The sequence below is a fragment of the Subsaxibacter sp. CAU 1640 genome (assembly GCF_023156585.1).
GTDB lineage: Bacteria > Bacteroidota > Bacteroidia > Flavobacteriales > Flavobacteriaceae > JBPOFM01.
The window spans coordinates 167,695-182,712 of sequence record NZ_JALNMI010000003.1; the positions used below are offsets into that span (position 1 = coordinate 167,695).

The window sequence follows — 15,018 nt, forward strand, 5'->3', positions numbered from 1 at the left end:
AATAATTTATAAACCTTTAAAATCTTATAGATATGAAAACCTTAAAAAACAGTATCGCAATAATCCTACTTCTTTTCGCCTGTAATGCTGGGGCTCAAAACCAAGAAGTACAATTCGACATCTACACCACATCGGCTGCCAAAGCCTCACGCTATCTCTTGGCAGATGACGTCGCCCTACGCGATTGTCCATCTGCGCAATGCGAACAGCTTACAACTTTAAAAATTGGTACCTACGTGCGTTTGCTTGCCAAAAGCGAAACACCTCAAACCATTAACGATGTGTGCAGCAGATGGTACAAAGTAAAAATGGGTCCGCAAGTGGGCTGGATATGGGGAGGCCTCATCGCTCAAACCGCACTGACAAGCACTACCGACCCAGAAGTGAAATTCTTCTTCGGAGAAGCTGGCAACACCATCGGTTCTCAAACCCAGTATCAAATCCGTGCTGTAAAAGGCGGCGAAGAGTTAGACCGAATTGTATTCACATCATCAACCGTGATGCCCAATGCTGTCAGTTTGGCTTATGACGAAGTAATGTATCCTACGCAAGACCTCATTGAAATAAGCCCTGCATATACCGATAATTTGATGATTGTATTTGAAAACGGCTCTTTAAGTCTTTTAGAGAATGAAACGGTATCGCTCACCAAAGCTGCCGATGCCTACTTCGCCGATTTGACCGAAGACTAATTTTGTTTTAATTGTTAGGGTTGAAAACCTGCAGAAATGTAATGTTTCTGTGGGTTTTTATATTTGATAAGTGTTATAAATAAAACTGACGATTCAATAAAAGAAGTAACCAAATAATAAACCCAAACCAAATGGCAAGTCCAAGATAAAGTTTCGCCATATAAGATTCTGCTTCATCGCGCTTCCCTTGTGTTTTCAAGAGTGCCAAATGTCTAAAATGTCTATTGATGGCAAAAGCAGTAAAAATTGGATTCCACGTAGGTTTTTCTATTTCAGATTTAAAACCCGATTGATTCATTTGATACTTTTGTTCAAGTCTTTTCAATTCATCATCAGAAAGTTTTCTTGAATCAAATTCAACATTCAACCTTCGGCTAGTCTCCTTATCCAGAGCCTTATTTTGCATCAACAGATAAAGTTGATAATTGTCTAAAAGTTTTATGTTATCCTTATCAAGCATCTCAACCTCGTGACAACAGTCTCTCTCTTTTATATGAAAAATAGATCAAAATTGACATTAACATCCCTCCAATCAGTGCAACATACATCCCTATTCTATGCCTTTTTTCAAATTCTTCTTTATCTAAAATAACACCAGTACTGTTTTCTATTTGAATAACATCGGTATTTATGGATTCAGTAGTGGATTTGTCTATTAAATAGACTGAAACAGAATCACCTACTTTAATACTGTAAAGTAAATTTTGATACCTTTTAGAGGTTCTATAAACTCCCAATTTTTGTTTATAATTCACCAGCGAGAATTGAAAGCTTTTGTACCCACTGTCATTATCTCCTACACCTGTTTCACTTACTAATCCAGAAATTTTGGTATAATCTCTTAAGTCGATGTCTTGCTTTGTAAAATCTATATACGAATTCAAAAACATAATAAAAATCACAAAAAGAAAAACTGCAGCAGTAAGTATTTCCTTGATCTTATTTTTCATTTGATTTATCAATCAATATCTCAAAAGAACACCAAACGTCAATAATATCCAAAATAAATCTACCGTTTCTCCCACAACTCCTTCCCAAGATAAAGTTGCTTGGTCAGCAGTTCTTCATAAATAGCATTGACATGATCTCCATTTAAGAAAATCAAATAACCATTTTTAGATTTAGGAAACCAAATGGCTAATGTGCTTACCCCTGGATCCTTACCTGTATGTAATAGTGCTTCTTCGGCATCACTAAATCCTGTTAATATTTCCCATCCCAAACCAAAATAATCTTGTTCTCTCAACTTAACCTGATGTTTTATAAGCTCTTGATACAATGTTTCAGAAAGCCCAGCACCATTGATAAGGTATTCCAGAAACGTACCATAATCTTCAACAGTGGTCAACAAATTCGCAGCAGCATTGGCGTCATAATACTTTTCTGTTGGTAGTGGTGCACCGTTTTCATCAAAATTTTGTGCATAACGAGATGCATCCATCTTTTCATCCCACCAAAACCGTGTATCGTTCATTTGTAGTGGGTCAAATAGATAGGTCTTTGCCAAATCTTCGATGCTCTTGCCCAACTTATTTTCGATGGCTTTTCTCAAATACTCAAAGCCCTCTCCCGAATATTGATACTTTGTACCAGGCTCAAACTCAAAGGCTAGCTTGTTGCTGTCGGTCATATAGCGCCAATTCGGAAAACCTGTTTGATGGGTCAAAACAATTTTTGGTGTCAGTTTTTCATATCGCTTGTCGTTCTTAATATCTGGGTCTATCCAATGGTTGTGCAAAGGTTCGTCCATATCGAGCATACCGTTGTCAATCAATTTTAAAACAGTGAGTGCAAATACAGGTTTGGTCAGCGATGCCACTTTAAAGATGGCATTATAGGGTGCTGTTTGTTTTGTATCTAATGTGCCATAAACCTGCACTCTAGTTAGTTTTCCGTTATTGATAACGCCCAATCCCAAAGCTGGTACATGGTTATCTTTCAATAACTTTTCGATAGGATGCACGTCAGATGTCGGGTCATGATGGTCATAACTCAACACTTCACTCAATTGCCAATCGTCATTCTTTTTGATCCAAATATGCGTAAATCGCGCCGTGCTGGTCTTCACATCTGGCTTTCCTTCTTCTCTCAAATAAAAATGATGCACACCACTTTGTATCGCAGCATACAACTTTCCATCGTTAAACAGCGGAAACACTTCAAGACTGCTTGCATCTACCTCTCGGATGGGTTTTTGTGCACCGCCAGAGCAGATATATTTTCTAGTGTTTTCAAAGAAGGTTTTCTTATCCTGAAAACCGCCTTGGTCGTGATAAAATTTTAAATCTTCTGAAATATGGGCTTCGAGATATCCCAAATCACAACGATTAAATCCTCTTTCAAAAAAGATACTATCTTGGGTTTTAAGCTCTTTATACAGCGAAGATTGTTTGTCTATTTGAGCCTTCGCAACAATGCTGCAAGTAAGACATAAGATGATGATTGATGAAATTTTTAACATGATGAAATTTTTCTGCAAAGATGGAAAACGCAATGGTCAAACACCTAAAATTTCACCTGACAATCACCCGACAATTGCACGCCAATACAGAAAAAGGCATCAAACAAGACTAAAACCAAGCTTAAAGTATAGCTGTCCTTTCTTATCGATTTCTGCGGAATTTTTAAGGATGATGACAATGTTTGAAAAGACCAAAAGAATCATCATGATTAAGATGGCGTTGTTACCAAGCGACAAAGCATTCTTCAATAAAGAAACGCTCATAAAAATAATGGCTGCCGCAATTAGCCAGACTATCTGCACAGAGACTATTTGTTTCGTTAACGGATTGAATTCCTTTTTGAGGTACATAATCAATAAAGGAGCAATGATATTAAGCGGTGGCATAACAGAAAATGGCAGTGACGATAAATTAATCATCTTTAGTAATGTGTCATTAATTACAACCTCCGTAACTGTCTTTTCCTGTAATTGATGCTCCTCAATGTTTAGCGCCTTTGCCAGTAGTTTAAGGGTTTTCCCTTTCGGTATCATACCCGATTCGATACGTTGTATCGTACGGACAGATATTCCAGAATCTTCCGAAAGTTCTTCTTGGGTTAGATTGCGTTGCTCCCGAATAGTTTTTAATAATGACATAGCCTCAATTACGGTGGACTAAAGATACTATTTTTGAAATGTTATGGAACTTTTTACTTCAGGTCATTAGTATGAATTACCACTCAAATTCCAAAACGTTAATAATATCCAAAATAAATCTACCGTTTATACAAAAGCCTTATTTTTAAAATCTTTGAAAATTCAAACCTTTAATAAATATAATAATCATGAAAAACGTACTCAAATTAGCATTCCTACTCCTACTCTTTACAGCCTGCGAAGGCGATCCAGGACCTCCAGGTGCTGATGGCATCACCATTGTAGGACAATCTTTTGAAAGAACTGTCAATTTTACGGAAGCCAACGGTTATGAACAATACATTCAGATTCCGCTTAACATCGAACTTTTTCCTACTGATATGATACTTACCTACATCTTATGGGAACAAGATCCTGTTACAGGTAACGATGTATGGAGGCTAATTCCTCAAACCGTCTATACAGATGCTGGCGAAGAATTTATGTATAATTACGACTATAGTTTCGATGAAGTCCGTTTGTTTATCGATGCGCCTGTCAGTTTTGATTTCAATAATCTCTCTACAGCAGCTACGTTAAACCAAACATTTAGAATGGTAGTATTACCTGTAGATTTCATCAACAGCAGCACTCTAGATATATCCAATTATAATGATGTAATGCAATACGTACCTCAAGAGTAAAAATCAATAATAATAAAAAAAGCCTAAAATTAGTTTTAGGCTTTTTTCATATAATTAGTATAGCATAAGCTTAAAGCCTACAGTATAAAGCTACTGTTTCACAAACCTCAAAGTCTGAACACCGCTTTCTGATGAAACTCTCGCATGATAAAGTCCTGCGGCTAATTGCGACACATCTATACGCACTTGGTTCTCACCAATAGTTCTGGTCAACACTTCCTGTCCAAGATTATTATAGATCACAACAGACTGCATCGCTGTTTCTTGAGCAATGTTCAGTTCATCTCTCACAGGGTTTGGATATAGTTTAATGCTACTGTTTGCAGCCACTTCACCTGTAGATAAAGTTGAGCAACTAATGTTTATGAATGAACTTTTATTTGCATTCGTACCATCACCCAATTGTCCATACTGATTATAACCAGTAACATATAAATAGCTATCAGCATCCATATATAGAGAAAAGCGGTTTCCATTGACAAGTTTCACAGGGTCACTTAAAGTTGTCACCGCAGTCGGCACATACTGGTTGTTAGTATTTCCTAATCCTAGCTGTCCATAATTATTTTGTCCCCATACATAAAGATCATTAGTACTCAATATGGCGCTAGTATGAGAAAATCCTGCTTCTGCAACCACTACTTGATCCATAATTTCCACAGGGACCATCGACATATTAGTGGTGTTATCTCCCAATTGCCCATAAATATTAATTCCCCAAGTGTACATAACACTGCTTGTTTTTACTGCTACAGAATGATTGCCTCCAGCTGATATGAAGTCCCAATCGGTATCAGTACCTATTTGTTGAAAGGTAGCTCTGTCAAAAGTCATGTTTAATCCCAATTGTCCAAACATATTATACCCACAAGACCACAATGTACCATCAGTTTTCTTTGCCAAAACATGGCTTGTACCACAAGAAATGGTTTCCCAGTCAGTAGCAGTGCCCACTTGCACAGGAAAAAGACGATCGGTCAAATTGCCAAGACCCAACTGTCCCCTTTGATTTTGTCCCCAGGTCCATAAAGTGCCATCGGTTTTTATGGCATAACTAGATGCAAATCCTGCAGAAATAAACTCCCAATCGGTATCTGTTCCTACTTGCTGTGGTATGTTTTTAGCTATAAGAGTACCGTCTCCTAGTTCTCCATATCTATTATTGCCCCACGCCCACAAAGTACCATTAGACTTTAAAGCCATTGAAAATTCGCCACCTGCAGAAATAATCGACCAGTCATTGTCAGTTCCTACTCTTACAGGTGTATTTTGATCTATATTGTTGCCAATGCCCAATTCGCCTGCTGCATTATATCCCCAGGCCCATAGACTACCATTGTCCATCAATCCTAAAGTGTGTAAGGTTCCTGCACTCACGTTTTCCCAACATTGTGCAAATGAGGTAGAGCTTATGGTGAAAAGTAGTAAAAGCGTAATAATTTTTTTCATGTTTTTTTTTAATTAGAAGGTTGTGTTAAATTTTCCTACAAAAGAATAAAAAAAATCAATACACGAAACGTATTTATAGAAAAGGTTGAATAATTTGATTTGATTTAGTTTATAAGCTTTCTTTTTTTGGACAAGCATAAAGCCTACTGCATTAAGCTTGAAGCATTAAAAAATGTATCTTTGCGCACTAAAACGTTTTAGTAAATGGAGTGTATTTCGGTGTTCGATATGTTAAAGATTGGTGTAGGACCTTCTAGTTCACACACTTTGGGCCCTTGGCGTGCCGCCGAACGATGGATTAAAGAGCTAAAAGATGCCAACAAATTTGACAAAGTCGAGCATATTTGTGTAGATCTGTACGGTTCCTTGTCGCTTACAGGTAAAGGCCACGCTACGGATTATGCAGTGATGTTGGGTTTAAGTGGTGCCAATCCTGAAACCATCCCTACCGAAAACATCGATATCATCATCGCTTCCATCAAGAACACTCAAACCTTGATGTTCAATAATGAAATGCCTCTGAAATTTAATGTAGAAACAGATATTGTTTTCAACAGAAAGTTTCTCCCGTTTCATTCCAACGGTATCAAATTCACGGCCGTCATTAACGGCAGAAAAGCGAGCTCTACCTTCTACTCTATTGGTGGCGGATTTGTTGTGAAAGAAGAACGTAAAAACTCCAAAAAGAACAAAGAGATTTTCAACAATACCTTTCCATATCCTATTCAGTTGGGTAGCGAATTGTTGGCGTATTGTAACCAACTCAATCTTCCCATTTCGAGTGTGGTGCTTGAAAATGAGAAATCCATCCGCACACCTGAAGTTATTGATGCAGAATTAGGAAGGATATGGAACACAATGTTAGAATGTATGTTCATCGGTTGCCATACAGAAGGAAATCTTCCTGGCGGCTTGAATGTGAGACGTCGTGCTTATGACATGCATCAAAATTTGAAGGGCGATTTACCTTATGAAACACCTGAAGAATGGCTGCAAACTATCAGAAAAACCGAAGTTAAGTTCCGTCAAATATTGAAATGGGTCAGCTGTTTTGCCTTGGCGGTCAATGAGGTGAATGCCTCGCTCGGTCGTGTGGTCACAGCGCCTACTAATGGTAGTGCTGGTGTCATTCCTTCGGTGTTGATGTATTATATGGTGATTGAAAACCACGATGCCAACTTCGAACACATCAAAAAATTCTTATTGGTTGCCGGCGAAATAGGAAGCATCTTCAAGAAAGGTGCTACCATCTCTGCGGCTATGGGTGGATGCCAAGCTGAAATAGGTGTTTCTTCTGCAATGGCCGCTGGTGCGTTGACCGAGCTTTTAGGTGGCACACCCGAACAAGTCTTAATAGCTGCTGAAATCGCAATGGAACATCATCTCGGTATGACCTGCGACCCTATTGGCGGATTGGTGCAAGTGCCGTGCATTGAACGCAATGCGATGGGTGCCATTAAAGCCATCAATGCAGCAGAACTAGCCATCGACACCGATCCAAACAACGTCAAAGTACCTTTGGACAAAGTGGTCAACACAATGTGGGAAACCGCAAAAGATATGAACACCAAATACAAAGAAACATCAGAGGGTGGCCTTGCCGTTGGCGTGCATTTGTCGGATTGTTAAAAAGAGGCTTTAGAAGTTAGACGTTAGACAAAATTATTCATTATTCATTGTTAATTGTCAATTGATCATTGCTGAATACAATTCTCCTTCCGTCTAGTATCAATAAGATATACCATCTTCCAGCGTCCATCTAGCTTGACCAATTGAATGGAGTTGACACCACAATGGCTGAATTCATTATTGTACCAAAACCCATAAGGTGCCCAAACGTGAGCCATATCACCATCTATTTGAATGGTCATATTCAATAGTTTTTCTTCAAAATAAGCATCTTTCGGGATGGCAAGTATCGTACTGACAAAATCGGTGTAAGATTCAGTTTTGACAAAGGTTTTGCCGTCTTTGTCCTTCGTTATGGTCTGCATCACCACACCTTCGGCAACAGCAGCTTCCATTTGCGTTCGGTCTTTTTGATGAAAGGCAATAAAAAAATCATCGATGGCTTTTTGTACGGCTTCTTCATCAGTTTCTTGTGAATACCCAAAGGAACACACGAACATTAAAAATATAATAGTAATCTGTTTCATAGAGCTAATTGTTTTAAAGACTTTAAATTACAAAAATTTCAAGTGAATACGTGAGGATTTAACAAATTACGTTTAAAGAATTTGTACTATATTTCGCCCGCCTAACGCAATGCATCGATGAACTATTCGCCATTTAAGATTTGCCTTTATATTGTCTTGACGCTCTTGGTGTTATTGGGCGTGATGTATTTAAGTAACGCCAAACAATTGGATAGTGGTAAAGTTCAAGAAGGCTTTTTTGTGGGTGATGTAACGATTAAGTACCCAACTGCAGAAAGCTTTTTAGAGCAAGGCAAAAGAGAAAAGGCCGACATTAAGGCTTTGGATAGCATTGTGGAGAACATTGAGGTATTGGTTGAGGATATTGATGTAAAGCAGGAACCTTTTAAAGAAGAAAACTTTGTTCCTAAAATTCCCGACCTCACCAAAATTGATACGTCTAAAGTACAGCGTATCAATTATCCTGTTGGTCAAACAGATTATATTGCACAGTTAAGACAGCATCTAAAAAGCGGACAATGCAGAATCATACATTATGGTGATTCGCAATTGGAAGGCGACCGCATCTCGGCGTATTTAAGAAATAGATTGCAAGGCTTATATGGTGGCAGTGGTCCTGGCTTTGCGCCCATTGTTCAGGTCTATGACAACATCAGCAGTGTGGTCAACCATTCTGATAATTGGACACGTCACGCATATTTCGATCCTACGCAGACAAAATTTCCCCATAAAAAGTATGGTGCGTATTCGTCTATGTCGCGCTTCACACCTGCTTATGAAACGGTTGATAGTCTTTTATTGGATAGTTTAAGTACTACCAAAGCGACCATCAGCATTGGTATTCCTACCAAATCGTATGCCTTGCTCAAAAAGTTCAACAAAATTGGGCTTCATTACGGTAACGCTGTGGCGCCCACAAGCATCAAAGTCTATAATGATGGTGCCTTGATTAAAAGTCAAAGCCTCATTGCAGATGGCAATTATCACAAGTTCGCTATTGAATTGGGCGCAACGCCCTCAAATCTCTCCATCGAATTGGAAGGTAAAATCAGTCCAGATTTTTATGGCTTGACTTTAGATGGAAATAGTGGCGTCAGCTTGGATAATGTGGCAATGCGTGGGTCGTCAGGTACTATTTTCGCTGGAACCAACGGCACCAATTTTCAGCAAATGTATCAACAACTGCAACCGAAACTCCTCATCTTTCAATATGGTGGCAACTCAGTGCCTTACATCAAGGATTCGACTGGAGTTGCTGAATATGCAGGCTACTTAAAGAATCACATTACTTGGGTAAAACGTAAAACCAATAACGCCAATGTCATTTTCATTGGTCCTTCAGATATGACAACACTTGAAAACGGTGAGATGATTACCTATCCGTTGTTGCCTTATCTCAATGAAACACTCAAAAAAGTGTGTCTGGAAAATGGCATTGCTTTCTGGAGTATGTTTGATGCGATGGGTGGCAAAAGCTCAATGAAACATTGGGTCGATGAAGGTTTGGCAGCCAATGATTACACCCATTTTTCGCCCAAAGGCACCAAAATTATTTCAGAGCTTTTCTTTTTGGCGCTGTACCTAGATTTATCAGATATTAAATGAAATACGCCCTAACAATACTCTTCCTACTCATAAATGTGACGTTGTCAGCACAACAGTATGTGCTCGATAGCATTGAGCCTACCTTGGGCTCGCTCATCAACCGCGAGGCAAACACGTTTAAAATGGCTTCCGAATCGCCAGCCTTCAATCAATTCTTTGCAAAATTGGACAGCATTTATAGTGGAAAGAAAGACAAATTACACATCTTCCATATTGGTGGTTCTCATATTCAAGCAGATATTTATTCAAACAAAATCCGTACATATCTTCAAAACACCAATGAAGTATCTCAAGGACAGCGTGGCTTTGTGTTTCCGTATCACTTGGCGCATACCAACAATCCCAGTAATTATCGCATCAGTGCCAACAGAGATTTATGGCAAGGTTACCGATGTTCTATCAGAAAAGACAGTATTGCTTGGGGATTGGCTGGTGTGACGGCTGCTTTGCGCGTCTATGAAGACACTATTTATTTGAAATCAAACCATCGCAACTATACCAAGAAACCTTACGATTTCAATAAGTTGAGATTGTTTTACAATACTTGGAAGAATGATTACGAGGTAAATATCCTTGACGAGCAATTGGAGTTTACAGATACGCTCAACCTCGACAAGATGTATCGCGAGTACCGTTTTAGCAGCAATATTGATTCCTTGGCATTGCAGGTTCGATTGAAGGACACGACTGCGGTAAATCCTGAATTTGCGTTGATGGGTGTTGAGTTTATGAATGATAATGAGGGCATCGAATACACAAGTATTGGTGTGAATGGTGCCAGTTTTGATTATTACCAACGTGCTGCATACTTCGAAAAACAACTAGATTTGTACAAACCAGATTTGTTCATCATTTCCATTGGAACCAATGATGCCTATATGCCAAAGTCTAGGTTTGATGCCGAAAAATTCCGTGCCAACTACGAAGCTTTCATTCAAATGATTCAGCGCATCAATCCCGAATGCGCCATTCTTTTGACCGTTCCAAATGATGATTATTACCGAAGAAAATATTTGAATTACAATACAGCTATCCAACAGGAAATCATTATGCAATTGGCTCGCAAATACCATATGGCTGTTTGGGATTTCTACGAAATTATGGGTGGCTTGGGCTCGTCAAACAAATGGTATAAAAACAAGTTGATGCCAAGAGACCGTATTCATTTTACCTATTTAGGCTATAACATCAAAGCCGATTTATTTATGGATGCCATGATTGATGCGTGGGCCAATAGCACGAACAGAGATAAAGAAGAATTGTTGACGCATTATCACAACTTGGATGAATAGACTCTACGATATTTTTCAGTTTTCAGAGGATTTTCCTTTGATATTCACCCAAGCCAACTTCTGGATATTCTTTGCCGTGGCTTACTTCTTGTTTGCCTTGTGCTATAAGAAAATCGCCTTGCGTAATAGCTATCTATTCCTTATTTCGTTGTTCTTTTATTATAAAACCAGCGGACTCTTCATAGGTATTTTGATTTTCAGCACGTTGGTCGATTTCTTTATCGGTAGAACCATTTACAAGAGCAACCATCAAACCAAACGCTATGCCTTGGTGGCGACCAGTGTCATCATCAACCTGACGGTGTTGTGCTATTTCAAGTATGCCTATTTCTTTACGGATAGTTTCAATATGCTGTTTCATACCAATTATGAAGTGGTGAATTGGTTGGCACAATGGGGAAATACGTTTAACGATCAAAACTATTTCACGGTAGATAAAATCATTCTGCCTGTGGGTATTTCGTTCTATACCTTTCAGACGATCAGTTACAGCGTCGATATTTACAGAAGGAAATTAAAACCGCTCGACTCTATTCTTGACTTCGGTTTTTATGTCAGTTTTTTTCCACAGCTTGTGGCCGGACCGATTGTAAGGGCCGAAAACTTTGTACCGCAAATTTCACAACCTACTGTGATCACAAAAGCTGATTTTGATGCAGGAACGTTTATGATTCTGAAAGGGCTCATCAAAAAGATGTTGTTTGCCGATTTTATTGCGATGCACTTTCTCGACCGTGTGTTTGATGCGCCTGAAATGTTCTCTGGCTTTGCGAATGTAATGGCAATGATTGGTTATTCCCTACAAATTTATGGTGATTTTTCGGGCTATACAGATATTGCCATTGGGCTAGCCTTGTTGATGGGCTTCAAGCTGCCTGTTAACTTTAATTCGCCTTACAAAGCCACAAATGCAGGCGAGTTCTGGAAGCGATGGCACATCTCGCTCTCTACCTGGCTTCGAGATTACCTTTACATTCCTTTGGGAGGAAATCGTCAAGGTACTGCGGCATCCTATATTATTTTGGCAATCATTGTATTGGGAACGCTCTATGCATTTCAAAATCTGTATTTGGTTTTTGGTGTGTTGGCAACGGCATTGTTCATTTATATTTTGGCGCTTTACAATTCCAATGTCAAAAATCACATCAATACAAACATCAACCTAATGCTCACAATGCTCATTGGCGGATTGTGGCACGGCGCGTCTTGGAAGTTCGTCATTTGGGGCGGACTCAATGGTCTCGGGATTGTGGTATACAAATACTGGCGTAAAATCAGTCCGTGGGAAGCCAATAATAGATGGTACGCTCGCTGGTGGAAGATTGCCATTACCTTGGCATTTATCACCTTTACACGTATCTACTTTAGAGGTGAAAGTATGGACCATATTGCTCGCTGGTACAACCAAGTAGCTTATCATATGGATTGGCATTATGCTTGGGACATCATTGTGCATTACCAAATGGTTTTTTGGGTGATGTTGATAGGCTATGTCACACATTGGCTACCACAAACCACCAAAGACACGATTGAAGGTTGGTATGCCAAAAGTCCAATCCCAGTTAAAATTGGCGTTGCTGCCGTCACAGGCATTCTTTGCTACCAAGCCTTCTCCACCGATTTTCAACCGTTTATCTATTTTCAATTCTAGATTGGCTGTTAGCTAGTGGCCTTTAGCCTTTAGCCTTTAGACTTTAGCCTTTAGACTTTGGTCTTTGGCAACCATCGTTCATAAACCTTAAGAGCTATCTGCATAATATTTACTGCTTATCGCATACTGCATACTACATACTACCAAACGGTCATCCGTCATCCGTCATCCGTCTTGACTCTTGGATCTTGACTCCTGACTCTTTGTTCCCGATTCTCTCTAACATTCTAACAAGTCTAAAATAATCTCCCTATTTTTACAACATCAAAACTAAACACGATGTCTGTAGCTAAAAAAGAATATAAACGAATTACCGTCAAAACACTGGTAGATATGAAAGCCAAAGGCGAAAAAATATCTATGTTGACGGCTTATGATTTCACCATGGCAAAGATTGTGGATGGTGCCGGAGTCGATGTGATTTTGGTGGGAGATTCTGCTAGTAACGTAATGGCAGGTCACGAAACCACTTTGCCGATTACGTTGGATCAAATGATTTACCACGCCTCGTCGGTAGTGCGTGCTATCAATCGCGCGTTAGTCGTGGTAGATTTACCATTCGGAAGTTATCAGAGCGACCCAAAAGAAGCTTTGCGTTCTGCTATTCGTATTATGAAAGAATCTGGCGGACACGCAGTAAAGCTTGAAGGTGGTAAAGAAATCAAAGAATCCATCAAGCGTATTTTGAATGCTGGCATTCCTGTGATGGGTCACTTGGGATTGACACCACAATCTATCTACAAATTCGGAACGTATACAGTGAGAGCCAAGGAAGAAGAAGAAGCTGAAAAGTTGAAAGAAGATGCCTTAATGCTCGAAAAAGCTGGTTGCTTCGCCATTGTGCTTGAAAAGATTCCTGCCAAATTGGCCAAAGAAGTCGCTGAAAGTGTCAGCATTCCGATTATTGGTATTGGTGCTGGAAATGGTGTAGACGGACAAGTATTGGTTTTGCACGATATGCTTGGTATGACCTACGAATTCCAACCCAGATTCTTGCGTCGCTATATGAACCTATATGAAGATATGACCACAGCCATCACGAAATATGTTGATGATGTAAAGGCCGAGGATTTTCCTAATGAGAATGAACAATATTAGATTAGACTTTTTAGACTGCGTTGCTTTAGAGTATTAGACAAGTTAGACTATAGTTTTTTTTATTCAATATGGTACATCGATTTAAGGAACTGGAAATTTGGAAGCGAAGTAGAGTATTTAGTTCCAAAATTTATAAAGTCACGTCTAGTTTTCCAGAAGCAGAAAAGTTCGGTTTGACTAATCAATTGAGACGTGCTTGTATCTCAATTCCCTCAAATATTGCTGAAGGTTCTTCACGACAATCACAAAAGGATTTTTCAAGATTTTTGGAGATTGCCATTGGATCTTGTTACGGGGTAGAAACCCAATTACTGATTGCCCAAGACCTTGGTTTCGCAGATAAAACAGAGATTGAATCCATATTAAATGAGTTGAATGAAATAACCAAAATGATTTCAAGATTTAAAGCCTCTCTAAAACAATAATTCAAAAAATCCAGCTTATCCAACTAGTCTTATGTTCTAACAAGTCTAATGATCTAACTGGTCTAACCAGTCTAACAATCTAAAATGTCCAACCCTTCCAACAAATCCAATCCTTCAAACAAAAATAACCTCCAAGTTATTTATGAGGACAACCATCTGATCATCGTAAACAAACGAGCTGGTGATATTGTACAGGGTGATAAAACAGGTGACAAGCCTTTGAATGAGGTGGTAAAGTCTTTCATCAAGGAACGCGACAATAAACCTGGCAATGTGTATTTAGGTGTGGTGCATCGATTGGACAGACCTACAACTGGCATCGTCCTATTTGCCAAAACAAGTAAAGCATTGCCAAGACTCAACAAATTATTCGCCGAAAAGGATGCCAAGAAAACTTATTGGGCGATTGTCAAGAATCCGCCGCCAAAGTCACAGGACACTTTAATCCATTGGCTTAAAAAGAATCCGAAGAACAACAAATCTACGGCGCATAGTAAAGAAATTCGTGATGGTAAAAAAGCCATTCTCCACTATTCACTTTTAAAGCAACTTGATAATTATTATTTACTGGAAGTACAACTAGAAACAGGTCGTCATCACCAGATACGTGTGCAGTTAGCTAGCATTGGTTGCACGATTAAAGGTGACTTAAAATATGGCTTTGACCGCAGCAATGCCGACGCCAGCATTCATCTACATGCACGCCAACTGGAGTTCGTGCATCCTGTTTCCAAAGAGACTATTAAAGTCGTTGCTCCTGTTCCAAGTGAGGATGCCTTATGGCAGGCTTGCGAAGATTAAACTCAATCTTTTAAAATTGAAAAAGCCCGTAACTTTTAGCTACGGGCTTCTTTATATATACATGAG

At 39.1% G+C, this 15,018-nt stretch carries 15 protein-coding genes; 9 read left to right on the forward strand and 6 right to left on the reverse strand.

Annotated features, from left to right (window positions below):
* Positions 1 to 32 precede the first annotated feature (32 nt).
* Positions 33 to 692, forward strand: coding sequence for an SH3 domain-containing protein (locus tag M0G43_RS08305; protein ID WP_248025004.1), 660 nt, complete (start codon positions 33 to 35; stop codon positions 690 to 692).
* A 73-nt stretch (positions 693 to 765) separates the two neighbouring features.
* Here M0G43_RS08305 and M0G43_RS08310 read toward each other — a convergent pair whose 3' ends face one another.
* The 4 genes from M0G43_RS08310 to M0G43_RS08325 form a co-directional block, all read right to left on the reverse strand.
* Positions 766 to 1,098, reverse strand: coding sequence for a hypothetical protein (locus M0G43_RS08310; RefSeq protein ID WP_248025006.1), 333 nt, complete (start codon positions 1,096 to 1,098; stop codon positions 766 to 768).
* Positions 1,099 to 1,153: 55 nt separating this feature from the next.
* Positions 1,154 to 1,642 (reverse strand): hypothetical protein, encoded by a 489-nt coding sequence (locus M0G43_RS08315; protein ID WP_248025007.1) that lies wholly within the window; start codon positions 1,640 to 1,642, stop codon positions 1,154 to 1,156.
* Between the two features lie 59 nt (positions 1,643 to 1,701).
* Positions 1,702 to 3,153, reverse strand: a complete 1,452-nt coding sequence (locus M0G43_RS08320; RefSeq protein ID WP_248025008.1) for a class A beta-lactamase-related serine hydrolase — start codon at positions 3,151 to 3,153, stop codon at positions 1,702 to 1,704.
* Positions 3,154 to 3,252: 99 nt separating this feature from the next.
* Positions 3,253 to 3,792, reverse strand: coding sequence for a helix-turn-helix domain-containing protein (locus M0G43_RS08325; RefSeq protein WP_248025009.1), 540 nt, complete (start codon positions 3,790 to 3,792; stop codon positions 3,253 to 3,255).
* A 188-nt stretch (positions 3,793 to 3,980) separates the two neighbouring features.
* Here M0G43_RS08325 and M0G43_RS08330 point away from each other — a divergent pair, with 188 nt between their 5' ends.
* On the forward strand, positions 3,981 to 4,475 hold the full coding sequence (locus M0G43_RS08330; protein WP_248025010.1) for a dihydrolipoamide dehydrogenase: 495 nt from the start codon (positions 3,981 to 3,983) through the stop codon (positions 4,473 to 4,475).
* A gap of 90 nt (positions 4,476 to 4,565) precedes the next feature.
* Here the strand turns inward: M0G43_RS08330 and M0G43_RS08335 are convergent, their stop codons facing one another.
* Positions 4,566 to 5,924, reverse strand: coding sequence for a T9SS type A sorting domain-containing protein (locus M0G43_RS08335; protein ID WP_248025011.1), 1,359 nt, complete (start codon positions 5,922 to 5,924; stop codon positions 4,566 to 4,568).
* 204 nt (positions 5,925 to 6,128) lie between these two features.
* On the opposite strand from M0G43_RS08335, the gene M0G43_RS08340 reads away from it, so the two are divergent.
* Positions 6,129 to 7,553: an L-serine ammonia-lyase gene (locus M0G43_RS08340; RefSeq protein ID WP_248025012.1), complete on the forward strand. Its 1,425-nt coding sequence runs from the start codon at positions 6,129 to 6,131 to the stop codon at positions 7,551 to 7,553.
* 65 nt (positions 7,554 to 7,618) lie between these two features.
* Here M0G43_RS08340 and M0G43_RS08345 read toward each other — a convergent pair whose 3' ends face one another.
* Entirely contained in the window at positions 7,619 to 8,080 is a 462-nt protein-coding gene (locus M0G43_RS08345; protein WP_248025013.1) for a nuclear transport factor 2 family protein, read from the reverse strand.
* Between the two features lie 117 nt (positions 8,081 to 8,197).
* On the opposite strand from M0G43_RS08345, the gene M0G43_RS08350 reads away from it, so the two are divergent.
* The 6 genes from M0G43_RS08350 to M0G43_RS08375 all read left to right on the forward strand — a co-directional run bounded on the left by M0G43_RS08350 (position 8,198) and on the right by M0G43_RS08375 (position 14,952).
* A complete protein-coding gene (locus M0G43_RS08350; RefSeq protein WP_248025014.1) occupies positions 8,198 to 9,685 on the forward strand; it encodes a GDSL-type esterase/lipase family protein in 1,488 nt (495 codons plus the stop codon).
* Positions 9,682 to 10,977 (forward strand): GDSL-type esterase/lipase family protein, encoded by a 1,296-nt coding sequence (locus M0G43_RS08355; protein ID WP_248025015.1) that lies wholly within the window; start codon positions 9,682 to 9,684, stop codon positions 10,975 to 10,977. The genes M0G43_RS08350 and M0G43_RS08355 overlap by 4 nt, the downstream gene beginning before the upstream one ends.
* Complete coding sequence (locus tag M0G43_RS08360) at positions 10,970 to 12,628, forward strand: MBOAT family O-acyltransferase (protein WP_248025016.1); 1,659 nt, start codon at positions 10,970 to 10,972, stop codon at positions 12,626 to 12,628. The genes M0G43_RS08355 and M0G43_RS08360 overlap by 8 nt, the downstream gene beginning before the upstream one ends.
* A 279-nt stretch (positions 12,629 to 12,907) precedes the next feature.
* Complete coding sequence (gene panB, locus M0G43_RS08365; protein WP_248025017.1) at positions 12,908 to 13,726, forward strand: 3-methyl-2-oxobutanoate hydroxymethyltransferase; 819 nt, start codon at positions 12,908 to 12,910, stop codon at positions 13,724 to 13,726.
* Positions 13,727 to 13,794: 68 nt separating this feature from the next.
* On the forward strand, positions 13,795 to 14,151 hold the full coding sequence (locus M0G43_RS08370) for a four helix bundle protein (RefSeq protein WP_248025018.1): 357 nt from the start codon (positions 13,795 to 13,797) through the stop codon (positions 14,149 to 14,151).
* An 84-nt stretch (positions 14,152 to 14,235) separates the two neighbouring features.
* Positions 14,236 to 14,952: an RluA family pseudouridine synthase gene (locus M0G43_RS08375; protein WP_248025020.1), complete on the forward strand. Its 717-nt coding sequence runs from the start codon at positions 14,236 to 14,238 to the stop codon at positions 14,950 to 14,952.
* Positions 14,953 to 15,018 lie beyond the last annotated feature (66 nt).